This window comes from Streptomyces sp. NPDC090994 (genome assembly GCF_044768905.1).
GTDB lineage: Bacteria > Actinomycetota > Actinomycetes > Streptomycetales > Streptomycetaceae > Streptomyces.
Genome location: NZ_JBIVWS010000002.1, coordinates 433,634 through 452,669 on the forward strand (window position 1 = coordinate 433,634; position 19,036 = coordinate 452,669).

Here is a 19,036-nt window from a genome sequence, read left to right on the forward strand (position 1 = left end):
GGACCGCGCCGACGCGCCACGGGCCGGGCGGGGCGCGGCGCGTACGGCGCGTCAGTGCGTCAGTGCGTCAGTGCCGGGCGCGGAGCGGCGCGTACGGCGCCTCAGTGCGTCGAGGCCGGCGCGGAGCTGTCGGCGGCGGCGCCGTCACCGGCGCCGGTGCCCGTGTCGCCGGTCTCCTCTCCGGCGCCGGGCTCCTCCCCCGTACCGATGCCGTCCCCGGCACCCGCGCCGGCGCCGGCACCATCGTCCCCGGCACCCGCGCCCGCACCCTCCCCGAGTGTCGCCCCCACCGCCTCCAACGCGGTCGTCACCGGCTGGAAGAACGTCTCGCCGCCCACCGTGCAGTCGCCGCTGCCGCCGGAGGTGAGGCCGACCGCCAGGCCGTCCTGGGTGAACAGCGGGCCGCCGCTGTCCCCGGGTTCGGCGCACACGTCGGTCTGGATGAGCCCGGTGACCGTGCCCTCGGGGTAGTTCACCGTGGCGTCCAGCCCGAGCACCTGCCCGTCGGCCAGGCCGGTCGTGCTGCCCATCCGGAAAACCTGCGCGCCGACGGCGGCCTCCGCGGCCTCGCTGATGGCGACCGTCTGCTCGCCGACGTTCACCTCGCTCGGCGCCTCGGTGCCCGGATCGTCGTAGCGGACGAGCGCGAAGTCGCCGTCGCCGGGGAAGACCGCCTCCTCGACGGTGGCGACCGGCGCCCCGTCCTGCGCGTCGGACCACTGCTCGGCGGCGACCCCGCAGTGACCGGCGGTCAGGAAGGCGGGCGCCCCGTCGGCGGCGGTGACATTGAAGCCGAGCGAGCAGCGCGCTCCGCCGCCGAAGATCGCGTCGCCGCCCGAGGCGAACGTCTCGAAGGTGCCGGCGGACTTCCTGAGCGTCGCCATGCCGGCACCCAGTTCCTGGACGGTGGACTCGACCTGGTCCCACCGGTCGCCGGTGACGGTGCTGTCGGCGGTGACCAGGATCTTGTTGGTGCGCGGGTCCACGGCCCACGCGGTGCCGGGGACGGCCGCCTCGGACGTCAGGATCCGGGCCCCGGCCGCCAGCTCGGCGAGGGTGTTGTCGACCTCGCGGACCTCCGCGCCGGCGCTCTTCGCCCGCACGACCACGTCGTGGTCGTCGCCCGTGACGACGTTGACGACGAGCCGCTGGTCGTCGGCGTCGTAGTAGGCGCCGGCGAAGGCGTCGCCGAGGGTTCCGGCGAGCCGCGAGGCGAGGCCGGAGGCGTCCGCCGCCCTCAGGGTGCGGGGCGCCGCCGCGGTGTCCGGTCCGCCGCTCGGCGCGGCGCCCGCCTGCGGCAGCAGGATCGCGGCGGCTCCCAGCGCGGCGACGCCGCCCGCGGCCAGCGCGGCCTTGCGCTTCGGCATTCGCTTGTGACTCAACCTTCTCGACCTCCTGGGGACGGGGTTCGGGGCGCATGGCTGGCAGGAGGTACGGGAGGACCGCACGGGCCGTTCAAAATCCGCCGTCCACCACCGAAAGCATGCGGTCGACTACGTGCTGTAGCTACTGCGAAACGGAACCACCGCTCCAGGGAATCTGCACATCGAATGCCCACCCCGGTCACGGCCTTTGGCGGTTCTGCACAAACGCGCGCCCCCGCGCACGCCATTGGAGAGGAGTGCCCGGTTCGCCGGCGGCGGGACAAGGGGGGCCCGTGGGGCGATGCTGCGCCGCGTGTGAAGAAGTGGCCGCGAAGGCGTGCGGGTGCCTGCACGGTTGACCCCGCGTGTGACGCAAGTTGCCTGGTGGGACGGGTGATTGAGTGGAAGCGCAGCGGGACGGCGTGCTTTGATCCATCGCACCACGGGGGCCGCGCAGGGCTCCGGACCCAAGCGCCCGGCGCCCGTGGTCGCGGCCGTCATCTGTCCCCAGAGGGGGCCGCTCCCCCCTTGTGAAATGGCTATACGAAGGGAAGTTCCATCATGAACTCCACCCCCCAGGTCGAGACCGTCGAGATCTCGGACGCCGAGCTGGACAACGTCTCCGGCGGCCTGAGCGTGAACGCCCTGGGCACCGTCACCGGTGCCGTGGACGGCATCGCCCCGGTCTCCGACGTGGTCGGCACGGTCGTCGGCACGGTCGAGGGTGTCACGGGCCTGAACACCGCCCCGGTCACCGGCCTGGTCGCCGGTCTCTGACCGCACCCACGTGCCGCTGAGTCCCGGAGCCGCATCCCCGGCTCCGGGACTTTTCGGCGTCCCCTCCCCCGGAAGCCCTCCCCGGGAAACCCGGAAACCGGACACCTGGACATCTCCCGTGCAGTTCCGCCAACAGGCCCTCGCCAAGCTCCAGTCGCCGGAGGAGCTCGACCTCCCCGTGCGCTTCGCCCGTCCCCAGGGCTGGCTGGTGCTGTCCGTCACCGTGCTCGCGATGGCGGCCGCCTCCGTATGGGCCGTGACCGGCTCGGTCGCCTCCACGGTCGACGCGCCGGCCGTCCTCACGCACAACCAGGGCAGTTATCTGCTCCAGAGCCCGGTCGCCGGGCAGGTCACCGCCGTCGTGGCGAAGCAGGGCCAGCGGCTGGGCGCCGACGCGCCCGTCCTCAAGGTCCGTACCGCCGAGGGCGAGACCGTCGTGCGCACCGTCGACGCGGGCCGGGTCAGCGCGCTCGCCGCCACCGTCGGCCAGATCATCCGGACCGGCGCCGACGTGGCCGCCGTGGAGAAGGTCGCGCACGCCGACGACCCCCTCTACGCCACGGTGTACGTGCCCGCCGAGAGCGCCGCCGCCATCCCCGCGCACGCCGCCGTCGACCTGACCGTGCAGTCGGTGCCGGCCCAGGAGTACGGCGTGCTGCGCGGCCACGTGACGTCCGTGGACCGGGCCGCCCAGTCCGCGTCGCAGATCGCCGCCTTCCTCGGCGACAGCCAGCTCGGCGAGCAGTTCACCAAGGACGGCAGGCCGGTCGCCGTCACCGTCAGCCTCGACGAGTCCGCCGCGACGGAGAGCGGTTACGCCTGGTCGTCCGCCGAGGGGCCGCCGTTCTCGCTGTCCTCGATGACCATGGCCACCGGTTCGGTGCGGCTGGCCGACCAGCACCCCGTCGACTGGCTGCTGCCATGAGCGCCACGACCGGACGCCGGGGCCGCCGCCGCGCCGCCCCGCCGGAACGCACGGTGCCCAGGAGCCGGACGAAGACGGTCCGTACGCCCACGGTGCTCCAGATGGAGGCCGTGGAGTGCGGCGCCGCCTCGCTCGCGATGGTCCTCGGCCACTACGGCCGGCACGTCCCGCTGGAAGAACTGCGCATCGCCTGCGGCGTCTCCCGCGACGGCTCGCGCGCCAGCAACCTCCTGAAGGCGGCGCGCGGTTACGGCCTGACCGCCAAGGGCATGCAGATGGACCTGGCCGCCCTCGCCGAGGTCGCGGCCCCGGCCGTGCTGTTCTGGGAGTTCAACCACTACGTCGTCTACGACGGCATGGGCCGCCGCTTCGGCCGCCGGGGCGTCTTCGTCAACGACCCCGGCAAGGGACGCCGGTTCGTCACCCTGGAGGAGTTCGACGGCTCCTTCACCGGCGTGGTCCTGACCATGGAACCCGGCCCCGGCTTCCGCACGGGCGGACGCAGGCCCGGGGTGCTCGGCGCGATGCCGGCCCGGCTGCGCGGCACCGCCGGCACCCTGCCGGCGGCGGTGCTGGCGAGCCTGCTGCTGGTGCTGGTCGGCGCGGCGGTGCCCGCGCTCAGCCGTACCTACATCGACATGTTCCTGATCGGCGGGCAGACCTCGCTGCTGGGCGTGCTGTTCGCCGCCATGGCGGCGTGCGTGCTGCTCACCCTGGTGCTGACCTGGCTGCAGCAGGGCAACCTGCTGCGCGGCCGGCTGATCTCCTCCACCCTCTCCAGCGCCCGGTTCCTGCGGCACCTGCTGCGGCTGCCGGTGACGTTCTTCGCGCAGCGCAGCCCGGCCGACCTGGTGCAGCGGCTGCAGTCCAACGACGCGGTGGCCGAGACCCTCTCCCGGGACCTCGCGGCGGCCGGCGTGGACGCGGTGGTCGTCGTCCTGTACGCGCTGCTGCTGTACACCTACGACCCCCAGCTCACCTTCGTCGGCATCGGGGTGGCGCTGCTGAACATCGTGGCGATGCGGGTCGTGGTCAAGCTGCGGGCGACCCGCACGGCGAAGCTGCGCGCGGACTCGGCGCGGCTGACCAACACCGCGTACACCGGCCTCCAGCTCATCGAGACGATGAAGGCGACCGGCGGCGAGGACGGCTACTTCCGCAAGTGGGCCGGACAGCACGCCACCACGCTGGAGGAGCAGCAGCGCCTCGGGGTGCCCAGTGCCTGGCTGGGCGTGGTCGCGCCGGCCCTGGCCACCTTCAACAGCGCGCTGATCCTGTGGATCGGCGGGCTGCGCGCGGTGGAGGGCCACATCTCGGTCGGTCTGCTGGTCGCCTTCCAGGCCCTGGTCACCCGCTTCACCGCGCCGCTGACCCGGCTCAACGGTGTCGCCGGCCGCATCCAGGACTTCGCGGCCGACGTGGCCCGGCTGAAGGACGTGGAGAACTTCGACGCCGATCCGCTCTACGGCCGGCCCGGCGCGGACGAGTCGACGCGCCGCCTGCGCGGTCACATCGAGCTGGAGAACGTCTCCTTCGGCTACAACCCCCTCGACAAGCCGCTGCTCACCGGCTTCGACCTGGCCGTCGGCCCGGGGCAGCAGGTGGCGCTGGTCGGCGGCTCGGGCAGCGGCAAGTCCACGGTGTCCCGGCTGATCTCGGGGCTGTACGCCCCGTGGGACGGCGTGATCCGCATCGACGGGCAGCGTCTGGAGGACATCCCGCGCGGGGCGCTGGCGGCCTCCGTCTCCTTCGTCGACCAGGAGGTGTTCCTCTTCGAGGGCACCGTCCGGGACAACGTGGCGCTGTGGGACCCGTCCGTGCCCGACGACGCGGTGGTGGAGGCGCTGAAGGACGCGGCACTGTACGACGTCGTGATGCGCCGACCGGGCGGCATCCGCAGCCGGGTCGAGCAGGACGGCCGGAACTTCTCCGGCGGGCAGCGCCAGCGCCTGGAGATCGCCCGGGCCCTGGTGCGCCGCCCCAGCATCCTGGTCCTGGACGAGGTGACCAGCGCGCTGGACGCGGAGACCGAGCAGGTCGTGATGGACAACCTCCGCCGGCGGGGCTGCGCCTGCGTGGTGATCGCGCACCGGCTGAGCACGGTGCGGGACAGCGACGAGATCGTCGTCCTGACCCAGGGCACGGTCGTCGAACGCGGGCGGCACGAGGAACTGGTGGCGCGCGGCGGCGCCTACGCGGCGCTGGTCAGGGAGCGATGAGATGACCGACGTACACCCTGGGAGCGATGTCGTCCTGGGCGCGCTGGGTGCGCTGGGCACACCGGTCGACTGCGCCGGGCTCGGCCGCCTGGACCTGGAAGGGCCGCAGGTGCTGTGGCTGGTCGCGGCGGGTGCCGTCGACCTGTTCGCGGTGGACGCGCGGCAGCAGGGCACCTGGCACCACCTGGGCCGCCTCGAGGCGGGCGCGCTGCTGCTCGGCCCGGTCGCGGGCCCCGGGCACACCCTGGTCGCCCGCCCGCTGCGCAACTGCGTGGTGCGCCGCGTCGGCCTGCGCGAGCTGTACCAGCCGGCGAGCACCCAGACCTGGTCCTACGACGAGTACGGCAACCCCCAGTACGTGCCGCCGACGACGAGCCCGCTGGAGTACGCCCTCGCCCTCGGCGTCGGCCGGGGCCTGTCCGTCCTCTTCCAGGCGCCGATGGCGGGCGACCAGGCGGGGACGGTCGGCGACGACGACGTGTTCTGGATGCAGGTCCCGCCGGGCAGTGTCCAGTACGGCGCGGTCTACGGCGACCAGGCGGCGGCCGACCTGCTGATGGACCCGGCGCTGTGGCAGTCCATGGTCGACCAGCAGTACCGGCTGCTGACCGCCCTGGACCGCTGGATCGAGCAGCTGGAGCGCACCCACGAGACCCGCACCGCCGCCGGCATCAAGGCCGGCGAGGCGGTGCGCGCCCGGGCGGACCGCACCCTGCTCGCCTCCCTCGGCAAGCGGGACCACCCGCGCGCCACGGCCGCCGACGCCGACGCCACGTACGCGGCCTGCGAGCTGGTCGCCCGGGCCGCCGGGATCGCGCTCGCCGAGCCCTCGCGCGGCACCGCCGAGAGCGACCGCCTCGACGAGGTGGAGCGGATCGCGCTGGCCTCGCGGGTACGGACCCGGGCGGTGCGCCTTGAAGGACGCTGGTGGCGGGAGGACGTCGGGCCGCTGGTGGGGCACCGGGCGCTGTCCGGGGCGCCGGTGGCGCTGCTGTGGCGGCGCGGCGGGTATGTGGCCGTGCATCCGGCGACCGGCCGGCGGACGCCGGTGGAGAAGGCGAACGCCGGGGAGTTCGAGCCGCGCGCGGTGATGTTCTACCGTCCGCTGCCGGAGCGCCGGACCGGTCCGCTGCGGCTGCTGCGGTTCTGTCTCCGGGGCACCCGTGGCGATCTGGCACGTCTCCTGCTCGCCGGCCTGGTCACGGTGGCGATCGGGGCGCTGGTGCCGGTCGCCACCGGCAAGGTGCTCGGCGAGTACGTGCCGAAGGCGCAGACCGGTCTGATCCCGCAGGTCTGTCTGGCGGTGATGATCGGCGGTGTCGTGGCGGCGGCCTTCACACTGTTGCAGAACCTGACCATCCTGCGCCTGGAGGGCCGGATCGAGGCCATCCTCCAGCCCGCCGTCTGGGACCGGCTGCTGCGGCTGCCGACGAAGTTCTTCACCGAGCGCTCCACCGGGGAGCTGGCCAGTGCCGCCATGGGCATCAGCCAGATCCGCCGGCTGCTGGCCGGGGTCGGCCCGTCGGTGGCCCAGTCGGTGACCGTCGGGGTGATGAACCTGGCGCTGCTGCTCTGGTACAGCGTGCCGATGGCGCTGGCGGCGGTCGGCATGCTGGTCGTCGTGGCGGCGGTGTTCCTGGGGCTGGGGCTGTGGCAGGTGCGCTGGCAGCGGCGGCTCGTGGTGCTCGGCAACAAGCTGAACAACCAGGCGTTCCAGACCCTGCGCGGCCTGCCCAAGCTGCGGGTGGCGGCGGCCGAGAACTACGCCTACGCGGCGTGGGCCGGCCAGTTCGCGCGCAGCCGGGAACTGCAGCGCAAGGCCGGGCACATCAAGAACCTCAACGCGGTGCTGGGCGCGGTCTACCTGCCGCTGTGCACGCTGCTGATGTTCATGCTGCTGGCGGGCCCGGCGCGCGGTTCGATGTCGGCGGCCCAGTTCCTGACCTTCAACACCTCGGTGACCATGCTGCTGACCTCGGTCACCCAGCTGACCGGCGCGTTCGTGTCGGCGGTGGCCGCGCTGCCGTTGTTCGAGGAGATCAAGCCGGTGCTGGAGGCGAGTCCGGAGGTGCGCACGGGAAGCACCCGGCCGGGCCGGCTGACGGGGGCGATCGAGGCGCGGAGGCTGTCGTTCCGGTACACCGACGACGGTCCGCTGGTGCTGGACGACGTGTCCTTCGAGGTGCGGCCGGGCGAGTTCACGGCGATCGTCGGCCCCAGCGGCTGCGGCAAGTCCACACTGCTCAGACTGCTCATCGGCTTCGACCGCCCGCTCTCCGGCAGCGTCCTCTACGACGGGCAGGACCTGGCCGCGCTCGACCAGTCGGCGGTGCGGCGGCAGTGCGGGGTGGTGCTCCAGCACGCCCAGCCGTTCACCGGGTCGATCCTGGACGTCATCTGCGGCACCCAGCCGTACACGCCCGAGGAGGCGATGGCGGCGGCCGAGCTGGCCGGGCTCGCCGACGACATCCGGCGGATGCCGATGGGCCTGCACACCATCGTCTCGGGCGCCGGATCGGTCTCCGGGGGCCAGCGGCAGCGGCTGATGATCGCGCAGGCGCTGATCCGCCGGCCGCGCGTGCTCTTCTTCGACGAGGCGACCAGCGCCCTGGACAACGCGACGCAGCGCACCGTGATCGAGTCCACCAAGGCGCTCGACGCCACCCGGATCGTCATCGCGCACCGCCTGTCCACCGTGCTGGACGCCGACCGCGTGATCGTCATGGAGGACGGCAAGGTCGTCCAGCAGGGGCCGCCGGCCGCGCTGCTCGCGGACACCGGCGGCCGGCTGCGCGAACTGGTCCGGCGCCAGTTGGCCTGACCGGCCGTAAAGGGGCCTCGACCGGCCAACTCTCGGTGAACGACGTTGATCCGCTCGGTAAATGGGTACCTGCGGCAGCATGCGAATCAGCGTGGTGGACGTGGGGTCGAAGACGGTCCGGCTGGTGGTGGCGGACGCGGAGGGCGGGATACCGCTGCCGGTGCACACCGCCAAATGGCGGCTGCGGTTGTCGGAGCAGGTCAGACCAGGGGGGCCGATCCCCGAGGAGGCGGTCGAACGGCTGGTCGAGGCGGTCGCCGCCGCGAGCCGGACCGCGACCCGCTGGGGCGCGTCCGGGCCGCTGGCGTTCGCGACCGCGGTGGTGCGGTCCGCGCCCAACCGGCAGGAGGTGCTGCGCGCCGTGCGGGCCCGCACGGGCGTCCCCCTGTGCACCCTGCCGGGCGAGGTGGAGGGCGAGCTGACCTTCCTCGGCGCGCGGCGCTGGATGGGCTGGCGGTCCGGTCCGCTGGCGCTGCTCGACATCGGCGGCGGCTCCCTGGAGGTCGCCTTCGGCCGCGGCCGGCTGCCCGACTTCGTGGCTTCGCTGCCGCTGGGCGCGAACCGGCTGACCCACGAGTTCTTCGGGGACCAGGACCCGCCGGCGCCGGAGGCGATCCGGGCGCTGCGCCGCCGGGTGCGCCACCAGCTGCGGGACGCGGCGGCCCGGATCCGCTGGGAGGGGCCGCGCACCGCCGTGGCCACCTCACGGACCTTCCAGCAGCTGGGGCGGCTGTGCGGTGCCGCGCCCGGCCGCCAGGGGCCGTTCGTGGAGCGGGAGTTGCACTGCGGCGACCTGAGGACGGCGATCGACCGGCTGGCCGCGCTGCCCGCCGCCGAACGGGCCCGGCTGCCCGGCATCTCCGCGCCGCGCGCCGCGCAGAGCCTGGCCGGCGCGGTGATCGGGCACACCGCGATGAAGCTGACCGGCCTGGACACGGTGACCGTCTGCCCGTGGGCGATCCGCGAGGGGGTGCTGCTGCGCCACATCGAGGACGGCCCCTCCTGGTGGGCGGAGATCATCCGGCAGAACGAGCAGGACGAGCGGAACGAGAAGAACGGGAAGAACGGGAAGAACGAGGAGTCCGTCGGTCCGGGCGGCCCGGTGCCGCTGCGGATCGCGGCGGCCCTGCGCTGACCACCACGCACTTTCCACCGCGCACTTTCCACCACGCACTTTCCACCACGCACTGTCGAATGTCGAGGCAAGGAGCGTTCATGACCCAGAACGGCGAGAACGGCGAGAACCGCGGCGAGAAGCCCGAGACGGCCTTGGAAGAGGTCATGCGCGAGATCGAGGAGGCGGAGACGCGCGACCCCGAGGCGAAGCGGGAGCGGCGGCACCGCGGCGAGGCGGGGGACGCGATCTCCCCCAACACGGGGGCGCAGGAGCAGTCGGAGGGCGACTGAGGGGCCTGACCGTTGTGGGGCACGGGCGCCCCACAACCCTCACCCCCACCCCCTGACGGGGATGCCGGCCGTCCTCCCGGGTACCCGCCACCCCATGCACACCGACCGCGAAGAACCTTCACTGCCGTCCCCCCGGGGCCCCCTCTCCGCGGCCGTCCGGGACCACCTGCGGGGCACCGGCCCCCTCCCCCGGACCGAGACCGTGGAGTCCGTCCCGGCCTGGGGCGACGACCTCCAGCTCGCCCTCTACCAGTGCTACGAGCTGCACTACCGCGGCTTCGCCGGAGTGGACGCCGAGAAGGAGTGGGACCCCGCCCTGCTCCGCTTCCGCGCCGCGCTGGAAAGCCGCTTCCTGGCCGCCCTGCGGGCCGGCACCCGCGTCCACGACACCGTCGAGGACGCGGTCGGCGACCTGCTGGTGGAGCCGGTGGACGGCACGGGCGTCACCCACTTCCTGCGCGACAAGGGCGAGTTGTGGCACCTGCGCGAGTACGCCGCCCAGCGCTCCCTGTACCACCTGAAGGAGGCCGACCCGCACGCCTGGGTGCTGCCCCGGCTGTGGGGGCGGGCCAAGGCGGGGATGGCCGCGGTGGAGTACGACGAGTACGGCGGCGGACGCGCCGACCGCGTGCACGCCCAGCTGTTCGCCGACCTGATGACCGACCTGGGCCTGGACACCACGTACGGCCGCTACCTGGACGCCGCGTGCGCGGAGACGCTGGCCACGGTGAACATGATGTCCCTGTTCGGACTGCACCGGTCCCTGCGCGGCGCCCTCGTGGGCCACTTCGCGGCGGTCGAGATCACCTCCTCGCCCGGCTCCCGGCGGCTGGCCGAGGCGATGCGCCGCACCGGCGCCGGACCGGCCGCCGAGCACTTCTACGACGAGCACGTCGAGGCCGACGCGGTCCATGAGCAGGTCGTCCGCCACGAGGTGATCGGCGGCCTGCTGGAGCAGGAGCCGCACCTCGCGCCCGACGTGGTCTTCGGCATCGACGCGACCGGGCACGTCGAGGACCTCCTCGCCGCCCGGCTGCTCACCGAGTGGCGGGCGGGCCGCTCGTCCCTGCGCACCCCGCTGGCGGAAGCCGTGGCCCATACTTCCTGACCGGTGGGGTACCCGGGGCGCGTGAGTCCCTTGGTGCTGCCGGGTGTGTACGCCCCGCAAGAAGACACGGCGCTGCTGTCCGACGCCCTGAACGACGAGCCGCTCGCCGCCGGCGCGGACGTCCTCGACGTGTGCACCGGAAGCGGGGCGCTGGCCCTGGCCGCCGCCCGCCGGGGCGCCCGGGTCACCGCGGTGGACGTGTCCTGGCGGGCGGTGTGCACGGCCCGGCTGAACGCCGCGCGGGCCGGTCTGCCGGTCCGGGTGCGGCACGGGAACCTGTTCACGCCCGTGCTGGGCGAGACCTTCGACCTGATCCTGGCCAACCCGCCGTACGTGCCCTCGCCCGCCGGGCAGCGGCGGCCGCGGGGCGCGGCCCGCGCCTGGGAGGCGGGCCACGACGGCCGGCTGCACCTGGACCGGATCTGCCGGCAGGCCCCCGCGCGGCTGCGGCCCGGCGGAGTGCTGCTGCTGGTGCAGTCGGCGTTCAGCGACCCCGACGGCACCGTCGGACACCTGCGGACCGCCGGGCTCAAGGCCGCGGTGACCCGGCGGCGCCGCATCGCCTTCGGCCCGGTGCTGCGCGGCCGGGAGGCCTGGCTGCGGCGGCGGGGGCTGCTGTCCGGGACCGACAACGAGGAAGAACTGGTGGTCGTCCGTGCCGAACTCCCCGTCTGACACCCCCCGCCGGATCACGGTCCAGCGCAAGGGCCCCCTGCTGGTGGAGGGCCCGGTGGAGATCGAGCTGGAGGACGGCACGACGGTCTCCTCCGACCGGTTCCGCGTCGCCCTGTGCACCTGCCGCCGCAGCCGCCGCTTCCCGTGGTGCGACACCAGCCACCGCGCCCGCCGGCAGCCCGGCGACGCCCCGGCCGACGGCGCGGCGCCGAAGGACTGAATCAGGCGCGCACGCCCCCGTCACCCCGTCCCCGGCCGTTGGACGGCCCCCGCCTACCGGTGAGTATCGTCGGGCGCGCCGGGCCGACGACGAGAGGCGGACCCACGGATGGCCAAGCACTGGGCGGACTTCCAGTACGAGATCTACCTGAACGGGACGACGGGCGCCGTGCCCCGGCTGCCCACCGACCTGACCCGGCTGGAGGCGCTCACCGGGCAACGGCTCGGACCCGGCCCCGTCGGGTACGTGGCGGGCAGCGCGGGCGACGGCTCCACCGCCCGCGCCAACCGGGCGGCGCTGGCCCGGCGCCGGATCGTGCCGCGGATGCTGCGGGACGTGCACGAGCGGGACCTGTCGGTGGAGGTACTGGGCCGGAGCCTGCCGGCGCCGCTGGCCCTCGCACCGGTCGGGGTACTGTCGATCATGCATCCGGAGGCCGAGCCGGCCGCCGCCCGGGGCGCCGCCGCGCACGGGGTGCCGTTCGTCCTGTCCTCGGCGTCCAGCACGCCGATGGAGCAGGTGGCCGAGGCGATGGGCGACGCCGAGCGCTGGTTCCAGCTGTACTGGCCCAAGGACCGCGAGGTCGCCCGCAGCTTCCTGGCCCGGGCCGCGGCGGCCGGGTTCACCGCGCTGTTCGTCACGCTGGACACCCCGCTGCTGTCCTGGCGCCCGCGCGACCTCGACCAGGCGTACCTGCCGTTCCTGCACGGCGTGGGCACCTCCAACTACTTCTCGGACCCCGCCTTCCAGGCCGGCCTGGCCAAGCCGGTGCACGAGGACCCGAGAGCGGCGGTGCTGCACTTCGTCGGCATGTTCTCCGACCCCGCCAAGACCTGGCCGGACCTGGCCTTCCTGCGGGAGCACTGGGACGGCCCGATCGTGCTGAAGGGCGTGCTGCACCCGGACGACGCGCGGCTCGCCGCGGACGCGGGGATGGACGGCGTGGTGGTGTCCAACCACGGCGGCCGGCAGGTGGCCGGCTCCGTCGCCGCCGCCGACGCGCTGCCGCGGGTGGCGGACGCGGTCGGCGACCGGCTCACCGTCCTGTTCGACAGCGGGGTCCGCACCGGCGACGACGTCTTCAAGGCACTGGCCCTCGGCGCCCGAGCCGTCCTCCTCGGCCGGCCCTACGTCTACGGCCTCGGCCTGGACGGCCAGGCGGGCGTCGAGCACGTCGTCCGGTGCCTGCTCGCCGAACTGGACCTCACCCTCGCCCTGTCCGGACACGCCACACCGGCCGGCCCCGGCCCCGCCGACCTCGTCGAGGAGACCGGCTGATCAGCGGCCGGCCAGCCCGACGGAGCGCGCCGCCGGGTCCCCCCGCCCGGCGGCCGACGCCGCCCCGGAGCGCGTCGGGGAGGTCGGGGCCGGGTCGGTGCGCCAGCGCTGTCCGGTGGAGTTGTCGCGCAGCTTGACCACGATGTCGGCGCCCGGCTCGGCGGCGGTGGCGGCGAGGGCGAGCTGCGGGTCCCGGCGGAGCACCAGTTCGTCGTCCGTGGTCAGGGCGTAGCGCACGTCGTGGCCCCGGGCGCTGCCCTCGTCGGCGCAGGTGCCCAGGACGACGACGCCGGCGTCCGCCCGCGAGTCCAGGCACAGCCCGGGGTCGGCCACCGACCGCAGCAGCCCGTCGTCCTCGTACGTCCACTGCTGGGTCCACCGCGACGAGCAGGGCGTCAGCCGGGCGCCCGCCCCGGCCTCCGGCACGCCGGGCACGTCCAGGCACAGCCCGGCGGCCTCGTTGCGCAGCCGGGTGCCGACCGGTGCGGCGGGCGGTCCGGCGGCCCCGGTGGGCGCGGGCGCGGCGGGCGCCGAGGCGGAGGGCTCGTGGCCGGTGACGCCGGTGGAGGCGGCCGGTCCCGCGCTGCTGCCGTCGTAGCTCCAGGAGTTGATCACCAGGGCGGTCATCAGGACGCCCGCCGAGGCGGCACCGACGCCGCGGAGGACCGACCCGGCCGAGCGCGGGCGGCGCACGGGCATCCGGGCCAGCAGGCCGGTGCGGGCGCCGCGGTGCCGGGCGGTGTCCCCGGCGCGGGGGCCGGGGGCGGCGCGGCCGGGCCGGGAGTCGAGGTAGCGGCGGGCACCCCAGCCGAGTACGGCCTCGGCGATGAGGGTCGCCGGTCCGGTCTCGGCCAGGGCGAGCTGTTCGGCCGCGTGCCGGCAGTGCCGGCACCGTTCCAGGTGGTCGCGGACGTCCGGGAGCAGTTCGGTGCCCCGGCGGATCGGGACGTCGAGGAGCCGGTTGTGGAACCGGCAGTCCTGGGTGGGCGCGAACTGCTGGTGGGCGCGCACACACGCCTCGCGGAAGTGTTCCCGCGCCTGTGCCAGCGCCGCCGTCGCCGTGTCGTGGTCCAGGCCCAGCAGGCCGGCCGGGACGCTGACGGGCTCGGCCTCGACCTCCGTGTGCCACAGCAGACAGCGGGCGGTCGCCGGGAGCGACGCGAAGGCCCGCGCGGCCAGCGTCCGGTTCTCCGGGGTCAGCGACGTGGCGGTGCGCATGCCGCGTCCGCCCGCCGGTTTGAGCAGTTCCGGCAGGATCGCGGACATCCGGTCGTCGGCGGACCACTGCCGGACCGTGTCGCGCACGGCCACCAGGAGCCGGGGGCGCAGGGCCTCGGCCGGGTCTCCCTGGGCGAGCCGGTCCAGGACCTTGCGGAAGGCGGCGGCGGTGACCATCGCGGCGACGTCCGCCGGGGTGGCGAGGCAGATGGCGGCGTAGTCGTGCGCCGGCCGCCAGTGCCGCGCGGTGAGCAGCGCGGCGGCGGAGGCGGCCAGGTTCTCCGGACGCTCCCGCAGTCTGGCGGCGAGGACGTCGTCGGACTCCCCCGGGTCTCCGCCGGACGGGGGCCGGAGCGGACGAGGGGGACGAGGGGTGGGCACTGAGGGGTTTTCCTTCCCACGCGCAGGCGAATGCCGACAGCGGGGAGCGCGCACCGACGGTGAAGCGGACCCGGTCCATCAGGGCGCGTGCGTCACCCGGCCGTCACCCCCCGCACGGGGGCATCACTCTGGCACGAACACAGAAGGTCAACAAGGTACTTGGGAAACCTGCACACTTGAAGGAAAGTCAGCCCTCGTACGAGCCGCTGCGTGGGCCCCGGCGCGTCATATCTGCCAGGAGCGCAGCCGGTCGGCCGCGCGGTAGATGTCGGCCTTGCCGGACATCAGATCGCGGGCCAGGTCGACCAGCGCGCCGTAGGGCGGGTCGATGCCGGCGCCGCTGACGAACATGTAGGCCACGGCGGTCGCGCAGGCGAACCGGGCGTTGGCCGACGGCAGCGGCTTGAGCACGGCGAGTGTGTGCAGCAGGGCGGCGGCCCGCCAGGCCGGGTCGGAGTCCACGCCGAGGCGGGGCGGGTCGACCCGGTGCCGGGCGACGGCGGCGACCAGGGCGGAGAAGTCGTTGACGACGGGCTGGTCCGGGAGCACTTCCTCGTGGCGCTGGAGCAGCCAGGGCACGTCGATGTGGAGCACGGAAGCCATGCGTCAGGCGGCCCGTCCCTCGCCCCGGGCGGGCGGCGGCTCGTCGTCGGGAAAGGCGGCGGCGAACTCCTCGGCGTGCCCCTGGAAGAACCGGCGGAACGCCTCCGCGCCTTCCTGGAGCGCCCGGTGCCGCGCGATGTCGGCGGCGGCGGCTTCTCGGACCAGGGCCTTCATCGACGTACCGCGCTCCTTGGCGATCTGACGCAGGTCCTCGAGTTCGCGGTCACTGAACTCCACGTTCAAGGCTGGCATGCCTCCACGGTACCGCTCGGGTACTGACTCGTAAATACCGGCAGGTCAGAACGGGCTCCGGGCGGTACCGCCGGGGCGGGAGGCGGGTTCAGCCCTGGTCGGCCACGAAGGCCGCCATGCGGGCCAGCGCGGCGTTCCAGTTGATGGTGGTCTCGTTGGTCGACCAGGACTGGATGTCGTCGATGTAGCAGAACTGGCCGACGCAGCCCTGGAGTTTCGCCTGGGCCAGGGGGTCCTGGATGCTGGAGTTCGGACCGCCGGAGAGCGTGCCGGCCGGCGGGTCGGGAAGCGCCGGGTCGAGCTGGCGGGCGTACCAGCGGCTGTGCTGGTGGTGGGCGCTGACCTCTCCGTAGCCGGTGACGTAGGAGATGTTCAGCGCGTTGCGGCCGAGGATGTAGTCCATGCTCTGCAGGGCGCCGTCCCGGTACTTCGCGGCGCCGGTGAGGTCGTGGGCCGTGGCGAGCACGACCGCGTTGTTGAGGACCTGGTGGCTGGAGCCCCAGTCGTAGACGTTGTTCTCGGGGGCGTACGGCATCCCGTAGGGGTGGGCGTCCAGGGTGGCCAGGTAGCGGTCGGCGCCCTGGACGACGGAGCGGCGGACGGCGTCCCGGCCGGGGAGCCGGCTCGGCACGGTCGCCAGGTCCAGGCGGGCCGCGGCGGCGGTGCGGGCCCAGTCGAAGCCGAGCGGGCCGAAGACGTCGGCGGTGTGGACCGGCGAGGCGAGCACGTGGTCCCGGAAGTCCTTCTCGCCGGTGGTGAGGTACAGCTCGGCCGCCGCCCAGTAGAACTCGTCGCGCACGTCCCGGTCGGGGTAGGCGCCGCCGCCGACGCCGTCGTTCTCGTCGGCGTACACCTCGGGGTGGGCCAGCGCCGCCGCCCACGCCGTGCGCGCGGCCTTCAGCGCCCGCGCGGCGAAGGCGCGGTCGTGGGGCGCGTAGAGGCGGGCCGCCTGGGCGGCGGTGGCGGCGAGGTTGAGGGTGGCCGCGGTGGTCGGCGGGTGCAGTTCGCGCTTCTGCGGGTCGTCGCTGGGCAGCAGGGGCAGGCCGGTCCACTGCTCGTCGTGGACCTTGTGGTGGGCCATGCCCGCCAGCGGCTGCCCCTCGGGGACCTGCATCCTCAGCAGGAAGTCCAGCTCCCAGCGGACCTCGTCGAGCAGGTCGGGCACCTTGTTGCCGCTCTCGGGAATGGCGAGGGTGCCGTCGCGGAAGCGTTCGGCTCCCCGCGTGTGCAGCGCGCGCTCGTAGGTGCTCAGCAGCTCCCACACCGAGATGCCGCCGTTGACGACGTACTTGCCGTGGTCGCCGGCGTCGTACCAGCCGCCGGAGACGTCGAGCCGGTAGTCGCAGACACCGGGCTGACAGGGCACGTCGGTGTCGCCCTGGTTGGGTGCGACACCCGCGTGCCCGGCGGGGCGGGCGTAGCCGGGACGCAGGTCGTCGCGGATCGCGAGGCCGCTGCGCTGGGTGTAGTAGAACTTGGCGGCGTCGGCGCGCAGCCGCTCGTAGGCGGCGGTGCCGATGTCGAAGGGGCGGCTGGTCTCGCCGTCGGCGACCAGGGTGAGGCCGGTGCCCCGCTTGCCGTAGCGGCCGAAGTCGATGGTGTGGACGTTCTGCCCGGAGGAGGCGTCGGTGCCGCGCGGCACCGTCCGGCCGCGGGCGACCACCGCACCGCCGGCGTCCTCCAGCCGCCAGGGCAGCGCGCCGGTCGCGTCGGTGACGAGGGTGGCGTTCTTCGGCCCGTCCGGCAGGTAGGCGACCTGGTTGACCCGGACCCGCGGCCCGGTGTCGGGCTCGTACGGCTCCGGTTCCGCTCCGCCGAGCAGGGACACGTCGTCCACGCAGAACCGCCACGGCTCGGCGCTCCCGCCGACCTGGAAGGCGACCTGGCCCTGGGCGGTGCCGGCGGGTGCGGTGAAGGTGTAGGAGTAGCTGTCGCCGGAGACGCTCGGCTGCGGGCTGACCTCGTGGTAGGCGTCGTAGGGCTCGACCGCGAGGCCGACCAGGGCCCGGACCGGGTGTCCGCCGGGCGTGCCGCTCGCACGGAAGGAGAAACGATACGTCTCCCCCGCCACGAGCGGGATGTCGTTCTGGCCGATGATCGCGTCCCAGCGGTTGGCGGTGCCGCCGGGGACGTCGGCGCAGAGCCGCCCGTCGTCCACGGCGGCGGCGAGGTTGCCGGTCGTCCACCAGGGTTCGGTGCCGTCGTCGAACGTGCCGTTCCTGACCTGCTCGGTCTCCTCGGCGCCCGCCGGGCCCGCGGGCAGCGCGGTGAGGGCCGCGGCCAGCAGGGCGGTCAGGGGCACGAGGACGGTGCTGCGTCTTCTCACGTCTGGGCTCCTCGGGGGGAGGTGCGGGCGACGCTCCCGGCGCGGCGGCGTGGGAGCGCTCCCATAGGCGGACGCCGACCATGTTTGTTGGAGCCATGACATCGCGTCAACGGTCCGGACGGAACGCGTTCCGTCCGGACCGCCGCGCGCCTGGCCGAGCCGTCTCAGCGGATCCGGCGTACGTAGGCGTCATTGCCGTCCCCGGAACGCGGGCCCGGGGCCATGTTCTCGGCCGCCGTGTGGAAGGCGACCGTCCCGGCGCGCGCGTCGAGCGGCCGTTCGCCGAGGTACGCGGGGGCCGGCCCGCCGGAACCGCCGACGAGGGCCGGATCGCCGGAGGCATCGGTGACGGCCACCTTGGTGCGGCCGGTCCGCAGGTCGCGCAGGTACCAGATCCCCGAGTCCGACGACTTCGCCGCCGCCCGGAAGAGCAGGTACCGGCCGTCCCGGCTCAGCTTCCCGTCCAGCGTCCACAGGGACGGGTCGGACGCCTCGACGATCCGCAGGGAGCCCGTCCGCAGATCGCGGACGAAGACGTTGCGGCCGGCGCCGTTGGCGTCCTGGGGGCCGAGGTCCGTGGCCGTCGAACCGAAGGCGACATAGCGGCCGTTGCCGCTGACGTCCGCGTCGAACGCGGTCCCGTTCGCACGCGCTCCCCCGGGCGTGAGGTACACCGACCGCCGCTCCCCGGTGAGCGGGTTCACCACCTGGACGTCGCTGTACGAGCTGTAGTAGAAGCCGACCGTGTGCACCAGCACGCGCGCGTCGTCGCTGAGGGCGCCCAGGTACTCGTTGTAGGACGTGGAGCCGGAGAGCACCGTCAGCTTCCCGGTCCGCATGTCGCGCACGCCGATCCCCACGCCCGGCCTGGGTATCCCGGTGCCCGCCCCGAACGCGACGTACCGGCCGTCCGCGCTGACGGTGGCGGACCGCGCGTACACCATGTTCTGCCCGATGTCGTTGCCGACGTACCTGACCTGCCCGGTCCGCAGGTCACGCCAGTAGACCGACCGCTTGGCGTGCGTCTGCCCGGGGACGAGGTCGGGCGAGTCCGAGATGAACACGGCGTGGCGGCCGCCCGCGCTGATGGTTCCGGAGATGGCGCCCTGCGCGGACTGGCCTCCGGTGGCGTCCGTGCTGACGCGCTGGACGCGGCCGGTCCGCAGATCCCGCAGGAAGACGTCGGTGACGCCGTTGGTGTCACCGCGGACCAGGTTGGACGCCTTCGACGTGAACACGACGTAGCGGCCGTCGGCGCTCAGGGACGGCTCCTGGGAACCCGCGTCGGCGCCCTGGGTCAGTCTGATGTTGTGCGCCTTCGGCCGGTCGTCGGGCCGGCCGTGCGCCGTCGCCGGTACCGGCAGTACCGCGACGGACGCGGCGACGGTCAGGGCGGCGACGGCCGTTGCCCCTCTGCCGCGCATGGATCGGTGTCTGCTGCGCATGGATCAGTCCCCCTCGG

General features: G+C 74.1%; 16 protein-coding genes. 10 read left to right on the top strand and 6 right to left on the bottom strand.

What is annotated here, in order from left to right; translation table 11 throughout:
• Nucleotides 1-101 precede the first annotated feature (101 nt).
• The gene (locus tag ACIQR3_RS06550; RefSeq protein ID WP_403535006.1) at nt 102-1,382 is read right to left on the bottom strand and encodes a S1 family peptidase; all 1,281 of its coding nucleotides are present in this window, start codon (nt 1,380-1,382) and stop codon (nt 102-104) included.
• A 543-nt stretch (nt 1,383-1,925) separates the two neighbouring features.
• Here ACIQR3_RS06550 and ACIQR3_RS06555 point away from each other — a divergent pair.
• From ACIQR3_RS06555 to ACIQR3_RS06600, 10 genes are all read left to right on the top strand, one after another.
• Complete coding sequence (locus ACIQR3_RS06555) at nt 1,926-2,141, top strand: type A2 lantipeptide (RefSeq protein ID WP_403535009.1); 216 nt, start codon at nt 1,926-1,928, stop codon at nt 2,139-2,141.
• A gap of 118 nt (nt 2,142-2,259) precedes the next feature.
• Nucleotides 2,260-3,066: an HlyD family efflux transporter periplasmic adaptor subunit gene (locus ACIQR3_RS06560; protein WP_403535012.1), complete on the top strand. Its 807-nt coding sequence runs from the start codon at nt 2,260-2,262 to the stop codon at nt 3,064-3,066.
• The gene (locus ACIQR3_RS06565) at nt 3,063-5,285 is read left to right on the top strand and encodes an NHLP family bacteriocin export ABC transporter peptidase/permease/ATPase subunit (protein ID WP_403535014.1); all 2,223 of its coding nucleotides are present in this window, start codon (nt 3,063-3,065) and stop codon (nt 5,283-5,285) included. The genes ACIQR3_RS06560 and ACIQR3_RS06565 overlap by 4 nt, the downstream gene beginning before the upstream one ends.
• A 1-nt stretch (nt 5,286) precedes the next feature.
• The gene (locus tag ACIQR3_RS06570) at nt 5,287-8,106 is read left to right on the top strand and encodes an NHLP bacteriocin export ABC transporter permease/ATPase subunit (RefSeq protein WP_403535017.1); all 2,820 of its coding nucleotides are present in this window, start codon (nt 5,287-5,289) and stop codon (nt 8,104-8,106) included.
• A 79-nt stretch (nt 8,107-8,185) separates the two neighbouring features.
• On the top strand, nt 8,186-9,241 hold the full coding sequence (locus ACIQR3_RS06575) for a Ppx/GppA family phosphatase (protein ID WP_403535020.1): 1,056 nt from the start codon (nt 8,186-8,188) through the stop codon (nt 9,239-9,241).
• An 80-nt stretch (nt 9,242-9,321) separates the two neighbouring features.
• Nucleotides 9,322-9,513: a hypothetical protein gene (locus ACIQR3_RS06580; protein ID WP_403535023.1), complete on the top strand. Its 192-nt coding sequence runs from the start codon at nt 9,322-9,324 to the stop codon at nt 9,511-9,513.
• Between the two features lie 94 nt (nt 9,514-9,607).
• Nucleotides 9,608-10,621, top strand: coding sequence for an iron-containing redox enzyme family protein (locus tag ACIQR3_RS06585; protein ID WP_403535025.1), 1,014 nt, complete (start codon nt 9,608-9,610; stop codon nt 10,619-10,621).
• A 21-nt stretch (nt 10,622-10,642) separates the two neighbouring features.
• Nucleotides 10,643-11,296, top strand: coding sequence for a HemK2/MTQ2 family protein methyltransferase (locus tag ACIQR3_RS06590; protein WP_403535028.1), 654 nt, complete (start codon nt 10,643-10,645; stop codon nt 11,294-11,296).
• Nucleotides 11,277-11,516, top strand: coding sequence for a CDGSH iron-sulfur domain-containing protein (locus ACIQR3_RS06595; RefSeq protein ID WP_403535031.1), 240 nt, complete (start codon nt 11,277-11,279; stop codon nt 11,514-11,516). Before ACIQR3_RS06590 ends, ACIQR3_RS06595 begins: the two co-directional genes overlap by 20 nt.
• 108 nt (nt 11,517-11,624) lie before the next feature.
• On the top strand, nt 11,625-12,794 hold the full coding sequence (locus tag ACIQR3_RS06600; protein ID WP_403535034.1) for a lactate 2-monooxygenase: 1,170 nt from the start codon (nt 11,625-11,627) through the stop codon (nt 12,792-12,794).
• On the opposite strand, the gene ACIQR3_RS06605 is transcribed toward ACIQR3_RS06600, so the two are convergent.
• The 5 genes from ACIQR3_RS06605 to ACIQR3_RS06625 all read right to left on the bottom strand — a co-directional run bounded on the left by ACIQR3_RS06605 (nt 12,795) and on the right by ACIQR3_RS06625 (nt 18,998).
• Nucleotides 12,795-14,393, bottom strand: a complete 1,599-nt coding sequence (locus ACIQR3_RS06605; RefSeq protein WP_403535036.1) for an RICIN domain-containing protein — start codon at nt 14,391-14,393, stop codon at nt 12,795-12,797.
• A gap of 225 nt (nt 14,394-14,618) precedes the next feature.
• Nucleotides 14,619-14,996: a toxin Doc gene (locus tag ACIQR3_RS06610; RefSeq protein ID WP_215166919.1), complete on the bottom strand. Its 378-nt coding sequence runs from the start codon at nt 14,994-14,996 to the stop codon at nt 14,619-14,621.
• Nucleotides 14,997-14,999: 3 nt separating this feature from the next.
• Nucleotides 15,000-15,248, bottom strand: a complete 249-nt coding sequence (locus tag ACIQR3_RS06615) for a hypothetical protein (protein WP_215166918.1) — start codon at nt 15,246-15,248, stop codon at nt 15,000-15,002.
• Between the two features lie 88 nt (nt 15,249-15,336).
• Nucleotides 15,337-17,574: a glycoside hydrolase family 9 protein gene (locus ACIQR3_RS06620; protein WP_403535040.1), complete on the bottom strand. Its 2,238-nt coding sequence runs from the start codon at nt 17,572-17,574 to the stop codon at nt 15,337-15,339.
• 164 nt (nt 17,575-17,738) lie between these two features.
• Nucleotides 17,739-18,998 carry a hypothetical protein gene (locus ACIQR3_RS06625; RefSeq protein ID WP_403535043.1) on the bottom strand — a complete coding sequence of 420 codons (1,260 nt, stop codon included), beginning with the start codon at nt 18,996-18,998 and terminating at the stop codon, nt 17,739-17,741.
• Nucleotides 18,999-19,036: the final 38 nt, after the last annotated feature.

What these genes read in the sequence shown, in the direction of transcription:
- ACIQR3_RS06565 (WP_403535014.1), top strand. Translation starts at nt 3,063, where the DNA reads ATGAGCGCCACGACCGGACGCCGGGGCCGCCGCCGCGCCGCCCCGCCG.
- ACIQR3_RS06585 (WP_403535025.1), top strand. Translation starts at nt 9,608, where the DNA reads ATGCACACCGACCGCGAAGAACCTTCACTGCCGTCCCCCCGGGGCCCC.
- ACIQR3_RS06610 (WP_215166919.1), bottom strand. Translation starts at nt 14,996, where the DNA reads ATGGCTTCCGTGCTCCACATCGACGTGCCCTGGCTGCTCCAGCGCCAC.
- ACIQR3_RS06555 (WP_403535009.1), top strand. Translation starts at nt 1,926, where the DNA reads ATGAACTCCACCCCCCAGGTCGAGACCGTCGAGATCTCGGACGCCGAG.
- ACIQR3_RS06600 (WP_403535034.1), top strand. Translation starts at nt 11,625, where the DNA reads ATGGCCAAGCACTGGGCGGACTTCCAGTACGAGATCTACCTGAACGGG.
- ACIQR3_RS06615 (WP_215166918.1), bottom strand. Translation starts at nt 15,248, where the DNA reads ATGCCAGCCTTGAACGTGGAGTTCAGTGACCGCGAACTCGAGGACCTG.
- ACIQR3_RS06625 (WP_403535043.1), bottom strand. Translation starts at nt 18,998, where the DNA reads ATGCGCGGCAGAGGGGCAACGGCCGTCGCCGCCCTGACCGTCGCCGCG.
- ACIQR3_RS06575 (WP_403535020.1), top strand. Translation starts at nt 8,186, where the DNA reads ATGCGAATCAGCGTGGTGGACGTGGGGTCGAAGACGGTCCGGCTGGTG.
- ACIQR3_RS06570 (WP_403535017.1), top strand. Translation starts at nt 5,287, where the DNA reads ATGACCGACGTACACCCTGGGAGCGATGTCGTCCTGGGCGCGCTGGGT.
- ACIQR3_RS06580 (WP_403535023.1), top strand. Translation starts at nt 9,322, where the DNA reads ATGACCCAGAACGGCGAGAACGGCGAGAACCGCGGCGAGAAGCCCGAG.